Origin of the sequence: uncultured Veillonella sp. (genome assembly GCF_938010505.1) — a bacterium.
Classification (GTDB): Bacteria; Bacillota; Negativicutes; order Veillonellales; family Veillonellaceae; genus Veillonella.
Genome location: NZ_CALLVP010000116.1, coordinates 1 through 21848, shown reverse-complemented (window position 1 = coordinate 21848; position 21848 = coordinate 1). Strand labels below are relative to the sequence as shown.

17 protein-coding genes are annotated in these 21848 nt (G+C 39.5%); 9 read left to right on the top strand and 8 right to left on the bottom strand.

The genetic code is table 11. The features are described from left to right. Window positions 1–28: 28 nt before the first annotated feature. The 5 genes from Q0507_RS07255 to aroF all read right to left on the bottom strand — a co-directional run bounded on the left by Q0507_RS07255 (window position 29) and on the right by aroF (window position 5743). On the bottom strand, window positions 29–1168 hold the full coding sequence (locus Q0507_RS07255) for a bifunctional chorismate mutase/prephenate dehydratase (RefSeq protein WP_077707672.1): 1140 nt from the start codon (window positions 1166–1168) through the stop codon (window positions 29–31). Next, on the bottom strand, window positions 1155–2249 hold the full coding sequence (gene aroC, locus Q0507_RS07250; RefSeq protein WP_298714501.1) for a chorismate synthase: 1095 nt from the start codon (window positions 2247–2249) through the stop codon (window positions 1155–1157). The genes Q0507_RS07255 and aroC overlap by 14 nt, the downstream gene beginning before the upstream one ends. A 74-nt stretch (window positions 2250–2323) precedes the next feature. Continuing rightward, complete coding sequence (gene aroA, locus Q0507_RS07245) at window positions 2324–3592, bottom strand: 3-phosphoshikimate 1-carboxyvinyltransferase (protein ID WP_298714498.1); 1269 nt, start codon at window positions 3590–3592, stop codon at window positions 2324–2326. A 10-nt stretch (window positions 3593–3602) separates the two neighbouring features. Then, window positions 3603–4655: a 3-dehydroquinate synthase gene (aroB, locus tag Q0507_RS07240; RefSeq protein WP_298714495.1), complete on the bottom strand. Its 1053-nt coding sequence runs from the start codon at window positions 4653–4655 to the stop codon at window positions 3603–3605. 74 nt (window positions 4656–4729) lie between these two features. Then, window positions 4730–5743: a 3-deoxy-7-phosphoheptulonate synthase gene (gene aroF / locus Q0507_RS07235; RefSeq protein ID WP_008602305.1), complete on the bottom strand. Its 1014-nt coding sequence runs from the start codon at window positions 5741–5743 to the stop codon at window positions 4730–4732. A gap of 476 nt (window positions 5744–6219) precedes the next feature. On the opposite strand from aroF, the gene Q0507_RS07230 reads away from it, so the two are divergent. Both Q0507_RS07230 and Q0507_RS07225 read left to right on the top strand, forming a co-directional pair. Then, the gene (locus Q0507_RS07230) at window positions 6220–6636 is read left to right on the top strand and encodes a GNAT family N-acetyltransferase (protein WP_298714491.1); all 417 of its coding nucleotides are present in this window, start codon (window positions 6220–6222) and stop codon (window positions 6634–6636) included. 82 nt (window positions 6637–6718) lie between these two features. Then, complete coding sequence (locus Q0507_RS07225; RefSeq protein WP_215675876.1) at window positions 6719–7177, top strand: DIP1984 family protein; 459 nt, start codon at window positions 6719–6721, stop codon at window positions 7175–7177. Window positions 7178–7534: 357 nt separating this feature from the next. On the opposite strand, the gene Q0507_RS07220 is transcribed toward Q0507_RS07225, so the two are convergent. The 3 genes from Q0507_RS07220 to Q0507_RS07210 all read right to left on the bottom strand — a co-directional run bounded on the left by Q0507_RS07220 (window position 7535) and on the right by Q0507_RS07210 (window position 13086). After that, entirely contained in the window at window positions 7535–8563 is a 1029-nt protein-coding gene (locus tag Q0507_RS07220; RefSeq protein WP_060919066.1) for a ribonucleotide-diphosphate reductase subunit beta, read from the bottom strand. Window positions 8564–8762: 199 nt separating this feature from the next. Next, window positions 8763–11045: a ribonucleoside-diphosphate reductase subunit alpha gene (locus Q0507_RS07215; protein WP_287510971.1), complete on the bottom strand. Its 2283-nt coding sequence runs from the start codon at window positions 11043–11045 to the stop codon at window positions 8763–8765. Between the two features lie 481 nt (window positions 11046–11526). Beyond that, the gene (locus Q0507_RS07210; RefSeq protein ID WP_298714486.1) at window positions 11527–13086 is read right to left on the bottom strand and encodes a hypothetical protein; all 1560 of its coding nucleotides are present in this window, start codon (window positions 13084–13086) and stop codon (window positions 11527–11529) included. A 146-nt stretch (window positions 13087–13232) separates the two neighbouring features. Here Q0507_RS07210 and Q0507_RS07205 point away from each other — a divergent pair, with 146 nt between their 5' ends. The 7 genes from Q0507_RS07205 to Q0507_RS07175 all read left to right on the top strand — a co-directional run bounded on the left by Q0507_RS07205 (window position 13233) and on the right by Q0507_RS07175 (window position 21471). After that, a complete protein-coding gene (locus tag Q0507_RS07205; protein ID WP_298714481.1) occupies window positions 13233–14405 on the top strand; it encodes an iron-containing alcohol dehydrogenase in 1173 nt (390 codons plus the stop codon). 24 nt (window positions 14406–14429) lie between these two features. After that, window positions 14430–15260, top strand: coding sequence for a hypothetical protein (locus tag Q0507_RS07200; RefSeq protein ID WP_298714478.1), 831 nt, complete (start codon window positions 14430–14432; stop codon window positions 15258–15260). A 12-nt stretch (window positions 15261–15272) separates the two neighbouring features. Continuing rightward, window positions 15273–16109: a hypothetical protein gene (locus Q0507_RS07195; protein WP_298714475.1), complete on the top strand. Its 837-nt coding sequence runs from the start codon at window positions 15273–15275 to the stop codon at window positions 16107–16109. 166 nt (window positions 16110–16275) lie between these two features. After that, on the top strand, window positions 16276–17595 hold the full coding sequence (locus Q0507_RS07190) for a dicarboxylate/amino acid:cation symporter (protein WP_298714472.1): 1320 nt from the start codon (window positions 16276–16278) through the stop codon (window positions 17593–17595). Window positions 17596–17903: 308 nt separating this feature from the next. Next, window positions 17904–18941: a nicotinate-nucleotide--dimethylbenzimidazole phosphoribosyltransferase gene (locus tag Q0507_RS07185; RefSeq protein WP_298714469.1), complete on the top strand. Its 1038-nt coding sequence runs from the start codon at window positions 17904–17906 to the stop codon at window positions 18939–18941. Between the two features lie 9 nt (window positions 18942–18950). After that, window positions 18951–20264, top strand: a complete 1314-nt coding sequence (locus Q0507_RS07180; RefSeq protein WP_367268459.1) for a DUF389 domain-containing protein — start codon at window positions 18951–18953, stop codon at window positions 20262–20264. 373 nt (window positions 20265–20637) lie between these two features. After that, on the top strand, window positions 20638–21471 hold the full coding sequence (locus tag Q0507_RS07175; RefSeq protein WP_298714463.1) for a MetQ/NlpA family ABC transporter substrate-binding protein: 834 nt from the start codon (window positions 20638–20640) through the stop codon (window positions 21469–21471). Window positions 21472–21848 lie beyond the last annotated feature (377 nt).

Here is a 21848-nt window from a genome sequence, read left to right as displayed (position 1 = left end):
TTAATAAGCACTACCACAGAGGAAAATATTAATTTTCAGGATAATTACCGAGCAAGCGGAATTTATCTTGCGATGCGTGGAGCTCTGCCAAGACGGAGAGTACTTTTGGATCTGCTAAGGATGCTTCCAAATCAAGGTAGAACAAGAATTCAAAGTTATGTCCTACGATAGGGCGGGACTCAAGTTTTGTAAGGTTCACACCGATGTTAGCAAATTTGGTGAGCAATGTACCAAGGCCTCCTGGAGCATGGCTTGCTGTGGTTACTACTGAGATTTTATTAGCTCCTGGGTATACGTGGAAGTCCTTACTAATACAGATAAAGCGCGTATAGTTGTTGTCGCTATTTTGGATGTTTCTCAACAATGGAGACAAATTATATAGGTCTGCACATTGAGGTGCAGCGATAGCTGCCACCCCTGGGTCATCACTAGCCGCAACGAGCTGTGCAGCTCGAGCCGTGTTGTCATAGGAGCGTAATTCTACGCCTTCTAACTTATCTAGGAAGTGACTGCATTGGCCCAACGCTTGAGGGTGGGAAATTATGGTATGGATATCTTCTAGTTTAGTGCCTTTTTTTACGAGCAAGTCATGAGAAATCCAAAGGCGCGTGCCACGAACGATATAGCATTTGCGCTCTTCTAAGAGGTCATATACTTCTTTTACAGAACCATTGGAGCTGTTTTCAATAGGCAATACACCGAATTGACATTCGCCTGACTCTACGGCATCGAATACGGCACGGAAACCCGTTACATAATGGATTTGGCTGAGGGGTAATAATTTATCACACGCCATTTGAGCGTTGCTGCCGAATACACCGGCGCAAGCTACACTGCCCCGTTGAGGTGGCAAAGTAGGGGATTGGTCAATGGCTTTTTTCATTTTCAAAGTAAATTCATTGTCTTGGAATAGTTGCTCAGATTGGTATGTACGACTCAAGCTAAATAATGCTTCAAAAAAGCGACGTGCATATAGATCGAGGTCCGGACCTGCATCTTTTGTTACCTTGTCGAGAATGTCGCGCTCGCGTTTGGCATCGTAAATGGCCTTATTCATTTCCTTTTTTGCAGCCGCTACGTCCTTGGAGAGTTCCATGCGCTCTTTGAAGAGGGCGAGCATTTGGTCGTTTATATCGTTAATCTTAACGCGTACTTCATCTAAGTTCATGGTCAATATCTCCTAAGAAATCAAGAATGACAAGGGCCGTAACAGCTTCGATAACAGGTACAGCACGAAGCGCTACACATGGGTCGTGACGACCTTTAATGGTGAGTAATGTGTCCTCTTTTTGTGAAAGAGACACAGAATGTTGTTCCTTATAAATGGATGGAGTAGGCTTGATGCCCACTTGCATAATGAGGGGCAAGCCGTTGGTGATACCGCCTTGAATGCCACCGCTATTATTGGTAGTTGTTGTGATTATATCGCCGTCCATGGTGAAAGCATCGTTCACTTCTGATCCAAGGCGAGAACACATGTCGAAGCCACCCCCAAAAGACACGCCTTTGATGGCAGGTACGCCAAAGATCACGCGAGCTAATCGGTTCTCGATGCCATCAAAGTTTGGATTACCAAGACCGATTGGTAGACCTGTAGCCACAACCTCAACGATACCACCGGTAGAGTCGCCGTCTTGTTTTAGTTTCATGACCAAGTTTTCTACTTCAGAGCGCTTGTATGCATCGAGCATAGCAATTGGTTCTGTAGCAATTTCACGAAGTGCTTTCATATCTGGATGAACCATATCGATAGGAGTATCTTGGATTGTACCAACTTGTTTTAAATGGCCGTGAATTTCGATACCTTTTTCACGCAACAACTGTAGTGCAATGCCACCAGCTACGCAAAGAGGTGCTGTAAGACGTGCCGAGAAGTGGCCGCCACCGCGCATATCTACCTTGTCACCATAGCGCATGCGAGCCGTAAAGTCCGCATGAGATGGGCGAGGAATGTCGCGCAAGTTATTGTAATCACCGGAGTGCTGCGATGTATTGCGAATCATAAATGCTAATGGAGATCCACTGAGCATGCCATCTACCATACCTGATAAGAATTCAGGTATATCGGCTTCTTTACGTTGCGTTTGTAATTGGTTTTGACCTGGCGCACGGCGCTTTAAGAAGGCTTGTAGCTCGTCGATGTCGATGGAATATCCACAAGGGAGGCCTTCCACGATACCACCGATGGCGTACCCATGAGACGCGCCAAAGGTAGCTACTTGTATAGTTTTACCGAAATTAGATGCCATTATATTAACTCCTACTTATAGTATGTATGACTAGTATTCTTATCTATTGAAACGCATTAGCTGTGACTAGGACGCTATACTTGCTGTGCATTGCCACCTAACATGTTCCAGTCCTCAAAGAAGTTTGGATAGGATTTTGTGATAGCTTCGCTATCTTTTAATATCACAGGATTTTCACTGATGAGAGCCATCAATGTACCTGCCATAACGAGGCGATGGTCGTTAACACAATCACCTTGTCCTCCTTTTAGTATACCACTACCGATGATATATAGGTCATCACCATCTTCGCGAATCGTGCCTCCTAAATCTCTGACGAGATTAGCAACGGCTTCGAGGCGATCGGATTCTTTTAACCGTAGGCGCGCACCATTAACAAAGGAGCTTTCACCTTGGATAGAGCAAGCGAGGGCTGCCATAACTGGCAACATATCGGGCATTTGTTTGAGGTCGGCATGGATTGGTTTTACTGCACGGCCTGTAATGGTTACGTTCATGCCATTCCATACCACATCACAACCGGCATCAATCATAACTTGTATGATGCGGCGGTCAGCTTGTACAGAATTCTTGTTCATACCCGTAATTGTAATAGGTTTGCCTGTCATAGCGGTAGCGACCATCCAAATCGCTGTATTGGACCAATCGCCTTCGATTTGGTAATTACTTTGACCTTTAAAAGTAGCATTAGCAGCTACCGTAAAGGATTCTTGTACTGTGCCACGTGCAGGTGTATGGTCAACGGTTACGCCAAAGTCTGCCATCGTCGTAGTCGTCAATGTTACATAGTCGCTAGATTGAAGTGGCGTAGTAGATGTAATTGTAGCGCCTCCACATTGTGGAGCTGCTAATAATAATCCAGAGAAAAATTGGCTACTCACATCGCCAACCATACCGAACTCTCCACCTTGGAGACGACCTGTCATGGTGAATGGTGGTTTATTTTGGGAGAATGTTACGCCGTGAGCTTTCATTTCACCGAGCATGGGCTCTAAAGGACGATCTGGTAAGCGACCTTTCGCCTCCACAGCTACCTCATTACAAATAGAGGCCGCCACAGGCAATAAGAGGCGTAATGTAGTTCCTGATTCGTGCGGTACTACATTGCCCTTTGTGGGTACAGGGCCAGGTGTAACAGTGACAACTTTATTTTCATACACAATATGTGCTCCTAAGCCTCGTAAGGAGTCCATAGTTGCATCGATGTCTTTAGAGGTGCGGCTCAGTAGGATGGTAGATGACGAGTTTGCGAGAGCTGCGCAAATCAGCGCACGGTGCGCATGAGCCTTTGCAGGGATGGACGCGATAGTCCCCGTAGGAATGGCGTTCGTTACAGAATGCATATAAATCTCCTTAATCTAAATAGGTAGCAAGTTCCTCGTGCGTTACTACCTTGAGTTCGCTGTGACCATAGCTAGTAGGTACTACGATTTTAATGGTTGCTCCTTCGCTTTTTTTGTCGTGCTTAGCGGCAGCTAGAATCTCTTCTTTGCTTATCGTTGTTGTGGTTGGCAAATCGTGTGCTTTGATGAGGCTCTTTAATTTCTCTAAAGCCTCCGCATTTAATTCTCCATGTTTGACTGCACCTTGTGCCATGAGCACCATGCCAATAGAAACGGCATAACCGTGATGCACCTCGAAATGACTCGCTTTTTCGATGCCATGACCAAAGGTATGACCGAGGTTTAGGAGGGCACGTACGCCAGACTCGCGTTCGTCTTGTTCTACGATATCCGCTTTTGCTTGTACGCAGCGCGCAATGACGCCACTTACGCTACTGCGATGTTTAATTAGTGGTCTATTCTCGAGTTGAGTGAGTAAACCCGGTACGTCGAGGAAACCGTATTTGATAATTTCACCGCATCCATTAATCCATTCTATTTTAGGTAATGTATTGAGTGTAGCTGGATCACAGAGGACAAGGATAGGTTGTTTGAAAGCGCCCCATAGGTTTTTGCCGGCTTCGAGATTGACCGCCGTTTTACCACCTACAGACGAGTCTACTGCGGCTAATAGAGATGTAGGAACCTGAACATAGTCGATACCACGTAAATAGGTCGCTGCCGCAAAGCCCGCCATATCGCCTACAACACCGCCGCCAAGGGCGATGAGCAAGTCTTTGCGAGTCAATGATTGGGCAGCCATGTATTCTACTAAATCGATGATTTGATGAGCATTTTTGGAGCTTTCACCAGCAGGGAAAACATAATCACAAACAGCATAACCCGCATGTTCCATATTAGCTTTCACAGAGTCCAAATAGTGAGGCGCCACGTTGCTATCGCTGACGATGATAACACGGCAATTTGGTTTTAATGGTTTAATATAATCGGTGATGCGTTGTAAAGCGCCTTCTTCGATGACAACATCATACGGTGTAGACGCGTTAATATGGATGCGAGTCATAACGGTTCCTTTCTTAAAAGAATAAGCTAGTATCTATTATAACGGATACTAGCTTATTTGTGTGATATGTAAGATTATTTAGTGCATTCTACCAATGCTTGGCGTAACGCGTTAATTTCTTTCATAAGGCTAGTGAATTGGTCTGGACGTAATGCTTGCGGACCGTCGCACAATGCTTTGGCTGGATCGTTGTGAACTTCAATCATAAGGCCGTCTGCACCGCCGCCTACGGATGCAAGTGAAAGCGGACGAACCATGCGGCTCATACCTGCTGCGTGGCTAGGGTCCATGATAATTGGCAAGTGAGATAATTCATGCATCATAGGAATTGCTGTTACATCTAAGGTATTGCGAGTTTTAGTTTCGAATGTGCGGATACCCCGTTCGCATAATACAATTTGTTCATTGCCTTCGGACATGATGTACTCAGCAGCCATCAACCATTCTTCGTATGTTGCAGATAAACCACGTTTTAAAAGAACTGGTTTATTTAATTTGCCGACCTCTTTTAAAAGCGTGAAGTTTTGCATGTTGCGAGCACCGATTTGAAGCATATCTACATTATCAAAGTATTGTAATTGGGAGATATCCATTACTTCCGATACGATAGGAAGACCTGTTTCTTTTTTAGCAAGCTCTAATAGTTCTAAGCCTTCTGGGCCCATGCCTTGGAAGGAGTATGGGGATGTACGAGGTTTGAAAGCGCCGCCACGAAGGATTGTAGCACCAGCTTCTTTACATGCTTTAGCAGTGGCTAATACTTGTTCAGGTGTTTCCACGGAGCAAGGACCGGCCATTACTGCGAAGTGACCACCGCCGATGAGGACACCCCCAACATTAATTACAGAATCATCTGGATGGAATTTGCGGTTTGCTTTTTTGTATGGCTCTTGAATGCGAGTTACTTTATCTACGAAATCTAGAGACTCGATTTGACGGGCATCAAGAGATGCAGTATCACCGATAAGTCCTAGAATATTGTATCGAGTACCTTCTACTGGATGGATAACGAATCCTTGAGCCTCTAATTCACCGCGTAAACGGGATACTTCTTCCGCTGCTGCGTTTTGTTTCAATGTAATAATCATGATAATTCCTCCTTGTAACTACAGTGAATAGTAGGGCTTACCATACGGATAGCAAACAAAAAAGGGCTACCCGTAAGCTAATACGGGTAGCCCTTTAACTATTCTGTGAGCAACTAATATTGAAAAATCCTTAATTAGCGCATCACAAATAGTTCCTTACCCGTACGTTGGATAAAGAACCAATAAAAATATTGTTTTGTTGCGAGGCTAATTTGGTTAGTCATCTTTGGTTGCTCCTTTCTAAAATATTGGGTATAGTATAAACCCAAATGATAAAATTATGCAATACTTAAAAGTAAACTTCATGTAAATTTTAGAAATAATTGTGATGGGAATCAGTCAGATATGATTTCTTTTGTGAAAACTACGAGGCTTTTGATATAATGATTATAAATATTCTTGAGGTGTTTATAAAGGTCTTTTGTAATACGTTTTGATATCTTTACGAATGTATTTAGAAGCAGAAAGGGTACCATATGATGATTCAAATCTTAGATCATATTACTGATGAAATAAAACAAATTCGTATTGATGTGTTTATGAAAGAACAAGGCTTTTCAAAAGAGTTTGATGAAATTGATGAGACTGCAAAATTTGTTCTCTTATCTATCGATGGTAAGGCGGCAGGTACATGCAGATATTTCCCTGGTAAAGAAAATGGATCTGCGTATATCGGGCGTCTAGCGGTTCGTAGAGAATTTAGAGGGCAACGATTGGGCGCTACCATTATGATTGCTGCAGAGAATACTATTCGCAAAGCAGGATTTAAAACTTGTGGTCTATCTGCACAGGTACAGGCTAGACCATTCTATGAATCCCTTGGATATAAAGCAGAAGGGGATGAATACCTTGATGAAGATTGCCCGCATATTTTTATGCGAAAATTTTTATAAGATACTCTATAATAAGAAAATACATGGTATTGAATATATTAATTGAATTGTATATACACTTTTTATTACGAGGTGAGAGTCCATGAAATTAGCAGAAGCATTACAAGAACGATCTGATTTAAATTATAAAATAAGCGATTTAGAGCTTCGCTTAACTCAAAATAGTTTAGTGCAAGAAGGGGAGGTACCGAATGAAAACCCTGAAGAGCTCTTGAAAACATTAGATCAATGTGTAACTAGACTTCAAAAGTTAATTGCAGACATTAATATAACAAATTGTAAAACAATTGTAGAAGGTCGCTCTATTACCGAAATTATTGCCGAAAAAGACAGTGCTGCGTTGCGGCTAAGTGCTTATCGAACATTAGCGTCTAGCGCAGGTAGTATCAATTTTCGTGCGAGAGGGTCTGAAATCAAGTTAATACCGACCGTCAATGTTGGAGATATCCAAAAAGAAGCTGATCACATCGCAAAACAAGTTCGTTTATTAGACAATCTATTACAGTCTGCTAACTGGACAACTGAATTGATTGAAAGCTAATATAGTTGGTAGTTTGAAACAGGGTGGACACAAAACCTTTTGCTTTTACCAAGCGTTTTATGAATACATTCATGGGGCGAATGAAAAACTACAGCGTAGGCCTATTTGCGCACAAATGTATTGATACAATTTACAATGTATTACCATGTGTCGACTGTGCAAACGAGGGTGGCGTTTGGGGGCTATATTTTTTTACTACATATACGCTGAAATAAAGAATTTCAGTGTTGATGAAATAGTAATTCTATGTAACATAAAACTTTAAATAATCATGAAAAAAGAGCTGGTAGCGTTATAGCTATCAGCTCTTTTCTATTGGGACGTAGGTCCCTAGATATTGTGTTGTGTGATGGCACTCTACTCTAAATCGTCAAAATCAAATGCCGCTGCTTTTGTATAGTTCGTCACTTTTGCTTCGAAGAAGTCCGTTTTTGTACTATTCAAGTTGGAGAAGCTTTCAATCCATTCCATTGGATTATCCTTGATTTCAGGATACAAATGAGGTAAACCAATCGCTTCTAAGCGGATGTTTGCAAGGTATTTGATGTAGCGTTCGATAAGAACGTTGTTAAGGCCGAGGATTTTATCGTCAGTGATGTATTGACCCCAGGCAATCTCGTTTTCTGTACCTTGACGAATCATGTCCGTAATTTTCGCTTCTAGTTCTGGAGTGAACAAATCAGGGCGTTCACGGCGTAACTCACGAATGATGTTTTGGAACAATACAAGGTGAGTTACTTCATCGCGATTGATATATTTGAAGATAGTGGATGTAGCTGTCATCTTGCCTTGGCGTGCCAAGGTGTAGAAGAAGCTAAATCCAGAGTAGAAGTAGATGCCTTCTAAGATATAGTTAGCGATGATTGTATGAATTAGATTTGCTTCGCTAGGATCATCGCTGAAACGTTGGTACGCATCGGCGATGAAACGGTTACGTTCAAGCAATGTTTTATCTGTACGCCATTCGTCATAGATTTTGTCACGTGTAATCGGATTTGTTACAGTATCCAAAATGTAGGAATAACTTTGAGCGTGAATTTCCTCTTGGAATGTTTGAATATTCAAAAGGGATGCGACTTCAGAAGCTGTAATATAGCGGCTCAAGTTAGGTAAGTTTTCGGATTGAATAGAATCAAGGAAGTTCAAGAACGCAATAATTTTATCAAAGGCACGACGTTCATAATCTGTTAAATATGGGAATTGTTTAACGTCTTCGTTCAAGGAAATTTCTTCCGGAATCCAGAAGTTGTTGAGCATCGTACGGTACATTTGGTTTGCCCAGTCGTACTTGATACGATTCCACTCGCGAAGGTTGGTAGTATTACCGCCAATCATAGATTGAGTGCCACGGTCACCTTTTTCATTAAAAATCAGTTTTTTATCCATAGTAGGACTCCTTTATGCTATGATGCGACCTATACTTCTATAGGTCGTCATCAGATTTACATTGTTCGTGAAAGTATCTTTCCCGAGTTTAGTGCTCTCTAGTTATAGAGCATATTTTTTGTAAACTATGGCAATGATATCGTTAACTTTTACCATAGCTTAAATTGTATTATAGAATGTAGCGTGTATCTATCCTATATTAGGAGGAACAGCTTGTGCATTCATCCATTTCAAGGGATTGATTACGGATATAGTAGATTGTTTTGATCCCTTGTTTGTAGGCTTCTACGTAAAGGTCAAGAATTTCTTTCGCTTTCATTTGAGGCGTGATGTATAAGTTGAAAGATTGTGCTTGGTCAATATGACGTTGACGCACACCACAAGCTTTGATGGACCATTGTTGGTCGATTGTATGTGCCTCTTTGTAGAGCCAGAATGTTTTGTCGTTCAAATCTGGTGCCGTTTTTGGTGTGAAAGAACCTTTCTTTTCTTCGATGAAGAATTTTTTGAAGATAGGGTCGATACCAGCTGTTGTATTAGCGATGTTGGATGTAGAACCTGTAGGAGCTACGGCCATCAAGTAACCGTTGCGGATACCGTATTTTGCAACGTCCGCAGCCAATTGTTTCCAACGATCAGATGTGTAACCACGACGAGTGAAATATTCACCAGTTTCCCATTCGGAACCTTTGAATGCTGGGTACGCGCCTTTTTCTTTAGCAAGCTCCATAGACGCTTTAATCGCATAGAATGCGATGTTTTCAAATAATTTGTCCGCTACTTCGATGTGCTCATCGGACTCCCATTGGATATCATGGTTTACGAGATAGTGGTGATAACCAGACGTACCAAGACCGATAGCACGGTATTTATCAGAAGTCATGCGAGACTCTGGCACTGGCGCTTGGTTGATGGAAATAACATTGTCTAACATACGAATTTGAAGGGCAATGTTTTCTTCTAATTCTTCATCTGTAATGCGACCAAGGCTAATGGAGTTCAAGTTACATGTAACCATGTCGCCTGTATTTGTTTTAGTAGTAATTGTACCGTCTTCGTTGATGATTTCTTCAGCAAGATTAGTGAAGCCAACATTTTGTGCAATTTCGTGGCACAAGTTGGATGCGTAGATCATACCTGCATGTTTGTTAGGATTTGCAGCGTTTACAGTGTCGCGGAAGAAGATAAATGGCGTACCAGTTTCAACAGCGGAGCGCATGATTTTTTTCATCATGTCCAACGCTGGCACTTCGATGCCGTGTAAATTAGGATCTTGTTCACATTCGATATAGCGTTTTGTGAACTCTTTTTCGTCCTCTGTATCGAAGTAGTCCTCTAAAGAGTAGCCTTTTACAGCTAATATTTCATGAGGGTCGAAGAGGGTGAAGTTTTCACGAGCTAACATACGTTCCATGAAGATGTTCGGAACCGAAATAGCAGGGAAGATATCGTGCGCTTTGCGGCGGTCATCACCGTTGTTTGTACGAAGCTCTACGAATTCGTAGAAGTCTTTGTGCCAAATATCAAGCGTTACTGTAGCACCGCCTTTACGTTTACCCAATTGGTCTACTGCAACAGCTGTATCATTGTACAAGCGGATCCAAGGAATAACGCCGCCAGAGGAGTTTTTGAAACCGCGGATATCGGAGTTCAATGCACGAACTTTACCAAGGTAGATACCAAGAGCACCACCGTGTTTAGATACGCGCGAGAACTTGCTATTTACGTCGTAGATAGACCATAAATTGTCGTCTACACCAGAGATAAAGCAAGAGGACAATTGGTGGAATGGTGTACCCGCATTTGCCAAAGTAGGTGTAGCTGTTGTCATTTTTAATTGGCTCATCAAATCGTAGAATTTCTTAGCGTATTCTACTTTGTTTTCCCCTTCTACAAGAGCCAAGTGCATTGCGATAGCCATAAAACGTTCTTGAGGTAATTCAAAGATTTCTTTGTTGAAGCCTTTTACCAAGTAACGGTCAGCCAATAATTTGAGACCTTCATAGTTGAAGAGATAGTCGCGCTTAGGTTTGATGTAATCGCCTAATTCTTGCAATTCGTCAGCGGTGTATTCTGTAACGAAGAAGTCAGCGTATTTTTTCTCTTCTACAAGCATGTTTACAAGATTTGGAAAGTTGCCGTAGCCAAATGCTTTGTAACGACGAGTAATAGCGGCTTCTTTATAGAGATCGAACAAGAATAGGCGGGCTGCTACGAACTGCCAATCTTGGTTCATTTTATTAACTTGGTTGCCGAAGCCGTCGTCTTTTTTAGATATAACTTTTTCGATAGCTGTTTGGACTAAAGTTTTTTGAATTTCTTTAGTAGTCATGCCATCAACGAATTGTAATTTCGCATCCATTTCCAATTCTAGTGGATCACAAGAATCTAACCCCAAACATGCGAAGGCTATCATTCGTTTCGTTTTTTCAACGGACAACGGCTCGAAATGGCCATCCCGTTTCTTGATCATAATCTCCATTACTGTTCCCCTTGAGAGCTAAAAGTCATAAAACTGTTAATTTAGTTGTATAAGCATATATAAGATTAGAATGAAATATATAAATTATCTTTAAGTTGAGTCTAATCAGAAAAATAAGAAAACTACTATATATGGTAGTTTTCTTATCTAGCTTATACATTATGTTACGATTATAGCGAAAAAATTCTATATATTCAATATTGACATTTGGAAAATTTTTAATATAGTTTCACAAAAAATGTCGATATAGCTGAAGATGCTTTATATTACTGTATAGAGAGGTGATATATGAAAACTATGAATAATATATCTCTTTTTAGAATAGAAAATGGATAGTACTGTTTTAACGTAATTGTAAATCTGGATAATATATCATCAAATCATTAATTATTTATATACAAATAAAAGCAGTACCCCTAAGGGTACTGCTTTCATAATTAAGTATATAAACTGCTTTCATAATTAAGTATATAATACGTTATTAATTATATAACACGCTAAAAATAATTCTTCGTGCGCTATCTTGATATGCATAGTAGGAGTGGATTAAGAGTTTGTATTCCGTGCCTTCTATAATGACTGAATCTGAAGCTGTTTTTGGCACAGTGAGGAATTTTTCATATATATGATGAACCTCGGTCACGCCATTTGGTAGAGATACCTCTAAATCAAGCCCTTCATTGATGAATCTAAAGTTGATAGATTCATATGACGCTGTTGGTATGTCAGCTGTACTATCAGCTGGTTCACGTACTTCTAATTCGATGTTAGAAATGAATTTATCATATCCTACAAGCGAAATAACATGTGGTTCTTCAACGGCCGTAAAGCTGATAAACTGAATATTTCTTTCCTTATATATTTCAGTTGCTCCTGGTTTTGATGGATCTCGCTGTATAATCGTTCTGCCATAGTCTGTGAAATCAGGATCAAATGTTTCTACAATAGGTAAGTATACGTGCCATTGACCATCAATTTTCGTATAGTTTGTAAACTCTCGATGGGACGTGTAACCAATGGATGGCATTAAAAGGACTGCGCCTAGGGCGAGAGCCATAATCGTTGTATGGACCGACGGAGTTAAACGCTTTACAAAGGAATATACGTTATGTGCTAAGAAGATTAGATTAAATGCGGCCACATAAATCGTATTGAGCCAGAGTAAAGGCTCATTTATTACGCGCTTGCCAATCAGGATTAAGCACAATATTGTAATTGTAATAAATAAGAAGCATAGAATCTTTTGCGTTCGGCTACTTTCACTAGACCTGAAACTAGCCAAATAAAATAGATAGAAAATGGCTACATATGGATAGTATGTGTAAAGAAAGCGTGAATCTTCACGGAGGCCTAAGAGGATTAATACCAAGTAGATATTAGCAAGAATGCCTGTAATGATGGACGCCTTTGGTAATATGAGACCAAAAACAATATTAAAGAATGCATTTGGTTCTGGCGGTCCTTCTGGATCCTCTTTATAAGTACATAGCATAGACATACAGATAAAAATGTTAATAGACGCCAGAATTTTAAAGATTAAATCGTCAAAGGTGAATGGTTTGTCCAAAATGATGAAAAAGAACCACAAGGTCATGACTATGACTACATTGTACAGTGTTGATGTAACAATGGTGATACCAATCCGTTTTATGCGGTTGATGATTTCGCCGATGTAGTGTTCACCAGGTGACGTAAAGTACAGCGCAATCATAGAGTACAGCCATAGGTATGATATGTTTTCTGTGGCTAACTCGATGCCTCGTATGTGATGGTACGTTTCGTGAATCGTATATAGACCAACGCTGATGCCAATACTTAATAAAGTATATATGATGGAGAACTTTCGATCTCGCATTATATATGTTTCCAGTATGACGATGAAGAAATACAGAGTGTACAACCCAAGGTCTATATCAGAAAACCAATCTTGCTCAATATATAATGGTGTACATGAAAATACGGCGATTAATATTAGCAATATAGGTGACTGCGTTGCTAGGTCTCGCAGCGAAGACCATAAATGTTTAATTGCAGATTTCATAGATTCTCTCCCTCTATAAAATAAATGACCCCTCTTATATGTAGTATACATGTTTTCTGGTGAAAGTCCTATGAGGTTTTACAGGCGTCTGAATATACATTACAATAACATTAAGAACTAGTATTTATAGAAAAGAGGTCGTTCACATGGAGTTCTCTTATTTTTTACCAGTACATATCCAATTTGGGTGGGATAAAGTCGACAGTATTGCTGATTTTGTTAAGCCCTATGGCAAAAAGGCGCTCATCGTAACGGGGCGTACGAGTGCCAAAAAATCTGGTCTATATGACCGTGTGGTGGCGAAACTTGAGGGTGCTCATATTGACCACGTCCTCTTTGATCAAGTGGATGCAAATCCTTTAACTACTACCGCTTTAACTGGCGCTAATTTGGCTAAATCTGAACGCTGTGATATGGTCATTGCCATTGGTGGAGGTTCCATCATGGACTGTGCAAAAGGCATTGCATTTATGGCCGTTAACGATGGTGACATTAACGACTATATCTTTAACCGTAAAACCAGTGATAAGGCGTTGCCTCTAATTGTAATTCCCACAACCTGTGGTACAGGTTCTGAAGGCAATGGTTTCGGGGTGCTTACGAACCCTGAAACGGGAGACAAGAAATCCTTGCGATGTAATGCCATCGTGCCGAAGGTATCTATTGTAGATCCCGCAGTGATGGGCACAATGCCGCCTCATGTATTGGCATCTGTAGGTTTTGATGCACTATGTCATAATATTGAGGCCTATACATCTAAAACAGCGCAACCTTTTACCGATGCATTAGCTCATTATGCTGTAACTTTGTTAGCACAATATCTTGTGCCTCTATATAAACATGTGAAAGCAATGACTGAAGGCAAATCAGCTGTTCTCAACGAAACTCAACTTACAAAAGCTTGGGAGTCCATTACATTGTCTAGCACAATTGGAGGTATGGTTATTAATACCGCCGGTGTAACACTTGCTCATGGCATGGAACATCCTGCTAGTGGGCTTAAGGATATTACCCACGGTGTAGGCCTTGCCGTTATTGAACCTGTTGCAGTGGAATATACATGGAGTGCAAACCCTGATAAGTTTGGTGCCTTAGCTCGTATATTCAACCATGGAGATGGCTCCGAACTGGGTGAAGCACTACGTTTAATCGTTCATGAATTAGACCTTACCACAAACCTTACAGAACTAGGCTTTACGAAAAAAGACATCCCTTGGCTCGTCGATAACGTATACGTCGTAGCTACAGGGAATATTGCTAATACAATGGCTGAAATTAGCCGTGAAGATATAGAAGTGTTGTATAAAAAGATGTTTTAAGTGTTGTCATAAAAGGAGAGAGTTTTGTTTCAAGGATTTTATGGCCTATTAACAGTTATGTTATGTGTGCTGTGTGTTATTGTAGTGACACTTTTTAACTTAGCACCTATTACATACATTGTGTTTGGTGTAACCATACTATTGAGTTTATTATTACAATATATTCGTTTTAAGAAACAGTCTATATCTGAAAAAAGGCATACTCAATTGGCCTGGTGCTTGAATATAGCGTTTACTCTCAGTTTTTCTTGGCTAATAGGCGATTGGTTTAAGTACGATTTGCAAACAAGCCTTGATCAATTTGATTCTTTCGAGTATAGCACAAAGGATTGGAATCAAGGATGGCCCAATAGTGAAGAATTGCCGGAGGGGTTAAAACGGCCAGAAAAACTTCCAGAAGGTATTTATAATGCGTCTGCTTTTCGTAGTAGTTTAGCTTGGGCTAATGCATATCCAGAGAGATATACGGTATTGGAGGGGGACCCAAAAGTAATTGCACAATATGAAGCGATAGCTAAGCAAAATGCAGCTTATACAGCGCAAATTGATGCGGATGGTGTATTGCGTGATTTAGACACTGGGGAGAAAAAGCGCTTTATATCTCACCCAAATAGCTATAACATTATAGAAAGTATAGAAGAAGAATCTTTAAATTTGCCACAACGGAATTTTATAGAGTGGTTGCGCTTTGCACCTCGAAAAGAAACAAAAACAGTAGTAAAGGATACATATAATTCTACTCGAAATCATAGATTATATGTGTTTGTAGATGATGGGAATACTAAAAGGCCTCATTTTGTGGAACTTTTGATTAGTAATGATGGTACACGGGCTGTGTTTTATCAGTCTAAGTAAGGATTATATATTGTGAATCGATTTATTAAACTTTTACAAATGCTAATAGGCCCTCCTTGTGGTAAACATATTATTCTATCAATCGTATTCTTTGCCTTTTTCCTTTGGGAAAATGCATATGTTCAATTGCCAGGACTATGGTTTGTAATTGTAGGTGTAATCTTAGTACTATCAATAAGAATACAGTTTTATTACTACTTTTATCATTTAACATTACCGAAGAAACACATTTTATATGCTTGGTGCACATTGGTTGTAGCAGTACCTTTATTATTAATGTCTATGTTTATATATGAGATTCTTTTTGGGAGTGAAGTTAATGATGTATCAAGATGGAAACAAAGATGGCCAGTAAATGCAACAGTATTGCCAGATCATTTTAGAGACCCTGATATAGTGCCGAAAGGATTGCATCCTATATCTTCAAGGGGAACAATAGAAAGTTTTTATGATTTCACAACCACTATTGTTTTTGAAGGTAACCCAGAAGTTGTAAAAGAATTTGAGAAAACTGTTGCCGAATCCTCAGCACCTGGCGTAGTTATTACACCGGAGTTATTTAAGGAGGGCACATATAAGTCTGTGGCAGACTCTATTTTTCCAAAAGGGGATATACAAAGCACTTATGACCTTTTAATTGAGGATTATACAAAGTGGAACTTATTTGTGTGGCTTCTATATGGTCGTCAACTAGCAGGTGGATATTATCAACTTGAACGAGTTCCTACCTATGGCTATACGGTTTATGTTCTACACAGAGAGAGTGGAATTGATCCGTATGTGATTTATTTTTTGTTTAGCCCTGATCGTACTCGTGTTGTCTTCTATGATTTTATAGTGACGCATTAATTGAATATATTAATCTATATATTAAATTATTTTGGTTTGACAGTGTTAAAACATATCTTTATAATATGTTTTAACAAGAGACTAGGATTTAACTATTATCCCAGCCCTTAGGGCTGGGGTTTCTTTTTATAGTCTCATATAGTTTAGTTTGTAGAGAGGTGTTATTATGGCAGATCAAAAAAATAAAAATGTGGATGCCCTAGCGCAAGAGATTACCTTGAAAAGTCGTGGACAAGGAAAATTGCGTCAGTTCATTTTATGGATGGGGGCTCTCATCATAGGCGCTATCTTAGGATGGCAACACATTCCAGCGCTAAATGAGCTCTTTAATTTTATTGCAGCAGTCTTTACTCGCTTGTTCCAATTCATTGCGATTCCAACAGTGTCTTTAGCGGTTATTACTACATTATCTATGCTAGGTGCTAAAAAGGACACAGGTCGCATCTTTGGTCATGCCGTAGTGTATACATTACTTACTACAGTTTGTGCAGCAGCTGTAGGACTTGGCTTATTCCTGTGGATTGCACCAGGTAATTTACCACTTGATGTAATCGGTGCCGGTGCGGCTCAAGTGCCTGAAAAACTTGGCAATATTACGTATTACGATCATTTCTTATCTGTTATTCCAAACAATATCTTGCAACCATACTTACAAGCCAATGTATTGTCTGTAATGTTTATTTCTGCTTCCGTTGGTTTAGCCTTTGCGTTCATGCCACGCACTGAAAATCGCGAAGCGGTGTTGAAAGTCTTATTCGGTTTACAAGAATTACTATTTACATTGATTAAAGCATTACTTTATGTATTGCCAATCGGTATCCTCGCCTTTGCAGGTCAATTATCTGCACAGATCGAAGCAGGTGTCATTGTTGGTGCCTTAGGTAAATATACGGCTGTTGTTATCGGCGGTAACTTAATCCAATTTTTTATCGTAATTCCATTGTTCTTGTTATTCCGTGGTTTAAACCCTCTAGACGTATTCCGTAAAATGTCTCCAGCCGTAGCTGTTGCGTTGTTCACAAAATCTTCTGCAGCAACTTTGCCTGTTACATTGGCATCTGCTGAGGATAATTTGAAAGCGCATCCTGCAGTAGCTCGTTTTGTATTGCCAATTTGTACAACAATTAACATGAATGGCTGTGCTGCTTTCATTCTTGTTACATCCTTATTCGTAATGCAAAATGCTGGCATGGAATTAACGATTGGCACAATGCTAGCCTGGTTGTTTATTGCCGTTCTCGCTGCTATTGGTAATGCAGGCGTTCCAATGGGCTGCTATTTCTTGACCTTGTCCTTGATGAGCTCCATCGGAGCACCAATCGGCTTGCTCGGTATCATCTTGCCAATCTATACGATTATCGACATGATTGAAACCGCTGAAAACGTATGGTCTGATGCATCTGTATGCGCTATGGTTGACCATGACCTTCAAGATAAATTGGACGACTCTAGCGGGGATGATATGCCTCAATTCCAAGGTGCTTAAATTAAGTAACTTAATAAATTTACGAGAGATATATCATGTATCCTAAATATAGTTCAAATAAAAGGTTATCCTGTAAGGGATAACCTTTTTTGTTTGAACATAACTTTATATTAAAAGCAGAATTACCTTTGTCGATACAAGCTTTTAATGTATTCAAAGTAACGATATATAAAACCTTTACACATGACTTTCAAAAACCTAAAAATAGGTACATTACTAGCCATATATTTTATGATATACTTTCATATAGAATAATATCGAATTAATAGAAGGCTAGTCGGCACATTACGTACGGACTAGAAAATAGAATGAAAGATAACTCAGTAAGACCGATAGAGAAACAATTAAATAAATTTCTTCAAGCGAAATGCCTCATCCCAGGTGGTCTTGGTTTATGGGAAATGTATTTCCGTAAGATTTGCACGGCATGGGGCGAGATTAATGGCGAAATCCGACCACAGCATATCATATTTTCTGCCGATAATGGTTGTAACATGGAAGGCTATGTAGGCTATAACTACGAGGTGACCCAAAAGCAGTCTCGCAATATGTTACTTGGTCGTTCAGCTGCAACACAGTTTTGCAACTTCAATAATATTCCTTATGAGGTCGTCGATGTAGGCATTGCCTCAGATGATGGTATTGGTGTGAATCGCAAAGTAGCAAAGGGGACAAAGAATATTTTGAACCATCCTGCGATGACCGAGGATGAGTTTAATCGTGCCTTTCAAGCTGGATATGAACGGGCTCAACATTATGTAGAACAAGGAATCAATCTGTTCTCCTTTGGTGAAATGGGTTTAGGGAATACAACAACCTCTGCGTGTGTGTTGTCTGCATTAATTGGAGCTGATCCGACGGAAACCGTAGGACCTGGTTCTTGGCCAGATAAACCAGAGCTGATGAAGCGTAAAATTGATTTTGTTCGGTCTGTTTTAGAGCATCATAAGAACAATATAGTTTCTGAACATGAGCCTGACCGAGTTTGTAAAATCGTAGCTCATGTAGGAGGCTTTGATATTGCTGCTATCCTTGGGGCTATGCTGGCTTGTGTAGAGTTTAAAAAGCCTTTTGTCATTGACGGCTTTATTACGTCTGTAGCAGCAGCTTGCGCAGTACACATGAATGCTCGTGTTAAGGATTATGCATTGCCATCTCATAACTCTCGTGAAAAAGGAACAGAGCTAGCTTTAGCTGAGGTAGGTATTACACAAGACATGGTTCCTATTCAAGCCCAAATGTCGATGGGGGAAGGCACAGGAGCCATCTTGATGGTACAAATGCTCAAAACGACACAGCATATGTTTGTACATGTAGGCACCTTTGCTGATTTGATGAAATTATAAGGAGGACGAATGGAAATAAATAAATACTTTGATATACATTTTGAGCGAGCTGATGATGCAACTATCGCTAAAAGACTGATAGGTGGGGCTAAGATTAAGGGACCTGCTTTAGTTATCCTGATTCTCTCCATGTTTATTGCCTCTATTGGGTTGAATATGAATAGTACGGCAGTTATTATTGGTGCTATGCTTATATCGCCGTTGATGGGACCTATTTTAGCAACTGGTTTTGGCTTCGCTACGCTTAATTTTACAGTTGCAAAAAGTGCTATTTTAAGATTGTCCTTACAGATTACGATTGCTGTTTTAGCATCTACTTTGTATTTTTATATTTCCCCCGTTCAGACGGCTACATCTGAACTGTTAGCGCGCACAGAACCGAATATTTTTGATGTATTTATTGCTATATTTGGTGGGCTAGCCGGGATTATTGGGCAAACGCGTAAGACTTTAGATAATGTTATACCAGGGGTTGCGATTGCGACTGCACTTATGCCACCACTATGTACGGCAGGATATGGACTTGCTAATGGAAATTGGAACTATTTCTTTGGGGCTGGCTATCTATTCTTTATAAATGCATTTTTCATCTTCGTTGCATCATTTATTGTTTTAAAGGGTGTATATAGTTTGCCATCCCATAAACAAGCAGAAGAGCTTATTCGTCGTAATCAGCTAATATTTCTTGTGATCGGTCTTATTATGGCTATACCAAGTATTTATGGAGGCTATGATATGATCGTTAAGTATTCTGAGTCAAATCATATAGAGCAGTTTATTAAAAACGATATTAATCAAGATGGACGTCGACAAGTGATTAATTATTCATTGGATCGAGTAAATAAGCTAGTAGACATAGTAGTTATAGGCGCTCCTGTGACTTCGGAGGAGCAATCCCAGTTGGATGATAAGTTACAGAAAGATGAGTATTTGCAGCCTTATACATTGCGATTTGTTAATAGCGTAGATGAGAATAAATCTACTATGGATAAGACGAACTTGAATAAATATTCGGAAAATCTTGAAAAATATAAAAACTTGAGTAATCTGTACCAGCCGACTTATCAACTAGTAAGTGAAACTATAAACACTATGAAAACGACAGAAGCTGAAGCAAAGGCGTTATTCCCGTTTGTAAGCAAAGTGGAAGGCATGCCTTTGATAGATAATCTTGAACAGGCTAAAGCGAGTCGTTATATAGTGATTATCCGTACCACGTCTAGTGTATCTGATGTAGACTCGAAACGAATAAAAGCTTGGTTGGAGGCTAAGTTATCAGCACCTGTAACTATTTCTATTGAGCAAACAACGTCAACTTTATAATTTGATCTTTTTGATTTTGATTAGATTGTTTATTATATAGAGCGACATTTATAACGGTACTAAGTTTGATTTTAGCTATTAGGTATATTACCTAGTAGTACGGGAAATCATCTTAGTACCGTTTTTATTTGCTTGGTATAGTTAAACGTTATTATTTTATCCTTGCTATAGATTTTAGTTATAAAGATTAATATATAAAATCTATTATGCAAGTAGGATTTAAATTGCTATACTTACAACATCGAATTTATTAAATAATTAAATGTAGATACATGAATAAGAAAATATAAATTTATTACAATATCTACGTGTGTTGTATACGCGTGAGTCCTCGTCAATAGATGCAGGTGTTCATCGTAGATAGGAGGATTACATGAAAAAATGGTTAGCATTAGCAGCGACAGCCGTATTAGGCGCGTCCTTATTGATTAGTGGTTGTGGCTCTTCCACAAATAACGCAAGTTCCAGCAGTGCTGGTAGTTCTAAAGCAGAGGTGTTAAAGGTAGCAGCGAACCCTGTACCTCATGCTGAAATCTTAAATCAAATTAAGCCTTTATTGGCTAAGGAAGGTGTAGATCTTCAAATCATTGAATTTACGGACTACATCCAACCAAATATGGCATTGTCCAGTAAAGAAGTAGATGCAAACTTCTTTGCAAATGTACCTTACCAAAATAACTACAATAAAGATCATGGTACAAACTTCGTAAGCTTTGCACCAGTTCACATCGAACCATTGGCTATTTACTCTCAAAAAATTAAAGATTTAAAAGACTTGCCAAATGGCGCAAAAGTTGCGATTCCATCTGATCCAACAAACAGTGCCCGTGCACTTCTATTGTTACAAAGTGCAGGTCTTGTAACATTGAAAGACCCAACTGGTTTGACTAACACACCATTTGATGTAACTAGCAACCCTAAAAACATCCAAATTACAGAGTTAGAGGCAGCTCAAATCCCTCGTTCCATTCAAGACTTAGACGCAGCTGTAATCAATGCTAACTATGCATTGCCGGCAGGTCTTAATCCTACAAAAGATGGTTTATTCGTAGAAAAAGCAGATTCTCCATATGCAAATCTTCTTTCCGTAAACCCTGGTGATGAAAATAAACCAGCTATCCAAAAATTAGCTAAAGCATTACAATCTCCAGAAGTTAAGAAGTTCATTGAAGAACATTACAAAGGGGCTATCATCCCAGCATTCTAATCGACTGATTCGTTAATAACATAGTGTATTTCACAAAGCATCTCCTCAGATTAACTTTATTGATACGAAAAAGGCGCAATACCTATTAGGTGTTGCGTCTTTTTATATGTTACATGTGGAGTAAAATTTACTAGTTTAATCTATATATTTTATTACAGTTTTATATTACAAAGGATACGTTATTTTTCATTGGAAAATGGTATAATATTTTTTACATCCTAATAAAAATATGACTTTGTAGTTCAAATCTAGATATATTTTCTATAACTCTTTGGAATACAGAAAAACTTAGATTTTAACTGCTTTTGTTGTATAATATAGGTAGGATATTTAAAAATTTAGATATTTTGGTGAAAGTATTATATCCTTATCTAATT

Bases quoted from the DNA above. Each gene is read 5' to 3' on its own strand.
- aroB (WP_298714495.1), bottom strand. From the start codon at position 4,655: ATGACTCGCATCCATATTAACGCGTCTACACCGTATGATGTTGTCATC.
- Q0507_RS07220 (WP_060919066.1), bottom strand. From the start codon at position 8,563: ATGGATAAAAAACTGATTTTTAATGAAAAAGGTGACCGTGGCACTCAA.
- Q0507_RS07255 (WP_077707672.1), bottom strand. From the start codon at position 1,168: ATGAACTTAGATGAAGTACGCGTTAAGATTAACGATATAAACGACCAA.
- Q0507_RS07205 (WP_298714481.1), top strand. From the start codon at position 13,233: ATGGAGTTCTCTTATTTTTTACCAGTACATATCCAATTTGGGTGGGAT.
- Q0507_RS07225 (WP_215675876.1), top strand. From the start codon at position 6,719: ATGAAATTAGCAGAAGCATTACAAGAACGATCTGATTTAAATTATAAA.
- Q0507_RS07210 (WP_298714486.1), bottom strand. From the start codon at position 13,086: ATGAAATCTGCAATTAAACATTTATGGTCTTCGCTGCGAGACCTAGCA.
- aroA (WP_298714498.1), bottom strand. From the start codon at position 3,592: ATGCATTCTGTAACGAACGCCATTCCTACGGGGACTATCGCGTCCATC.
- Q0507_RS07215 (WP_287510971.1), bottom strand. From the start codon at position 11,045: ATGGAGATTATGATCAAGAAACGGGATGGCCATTTCGAGCCGTTGTCC.
- Q0507_RS07190 (WP_298714472.1), top strand. From the start codon at position 16,276: ATGGCAGATCAAAAAAATAAAAATGTGGATGCCCTAGCGCAAGAGATT.
- Q0507_RS07180 (WP_367268459.1), top strand. From the start codon at position 18,951: ATGGAAATAAATAAATACTTTGATATACATTTTGAGCGAGCTGATGAT.
- Q0507_RS07175 (WP_298714463.1), top strand. From the start codon at position 20,638: ATGAAAAAATGGTTAGCATTAGCAGCGACAGCCGTATTAGGCGCGTCC.
- aroC (WP_298714501.1), bottom strand. From the start codon at position 2,249: ATGGCATCTAATTTCGGTAAAACTATACAAGTAGCTACCTTTGGCGCG.
- Q0507_RS07230 (WP_298714491.1), top strand. From the start codon at position 6,220: ATGATGATTCAAATCTTAGATCATATTACTGATGAAATAAAACAAATT.
- aroF (WP_008602305.1), bottom strand. From the start codon at position 5,743: ATGATTATTACATTGAAACAAAACGCAGCAGCGGAAGAAGTATCCCGT.
- Q0507_RS07185 (WP_298714469.1), top strand. From the start codon at position 17,904: ATGAAAGATAACTCAGTAAGACCGATAGAGAAACAATTAAATAAATTT.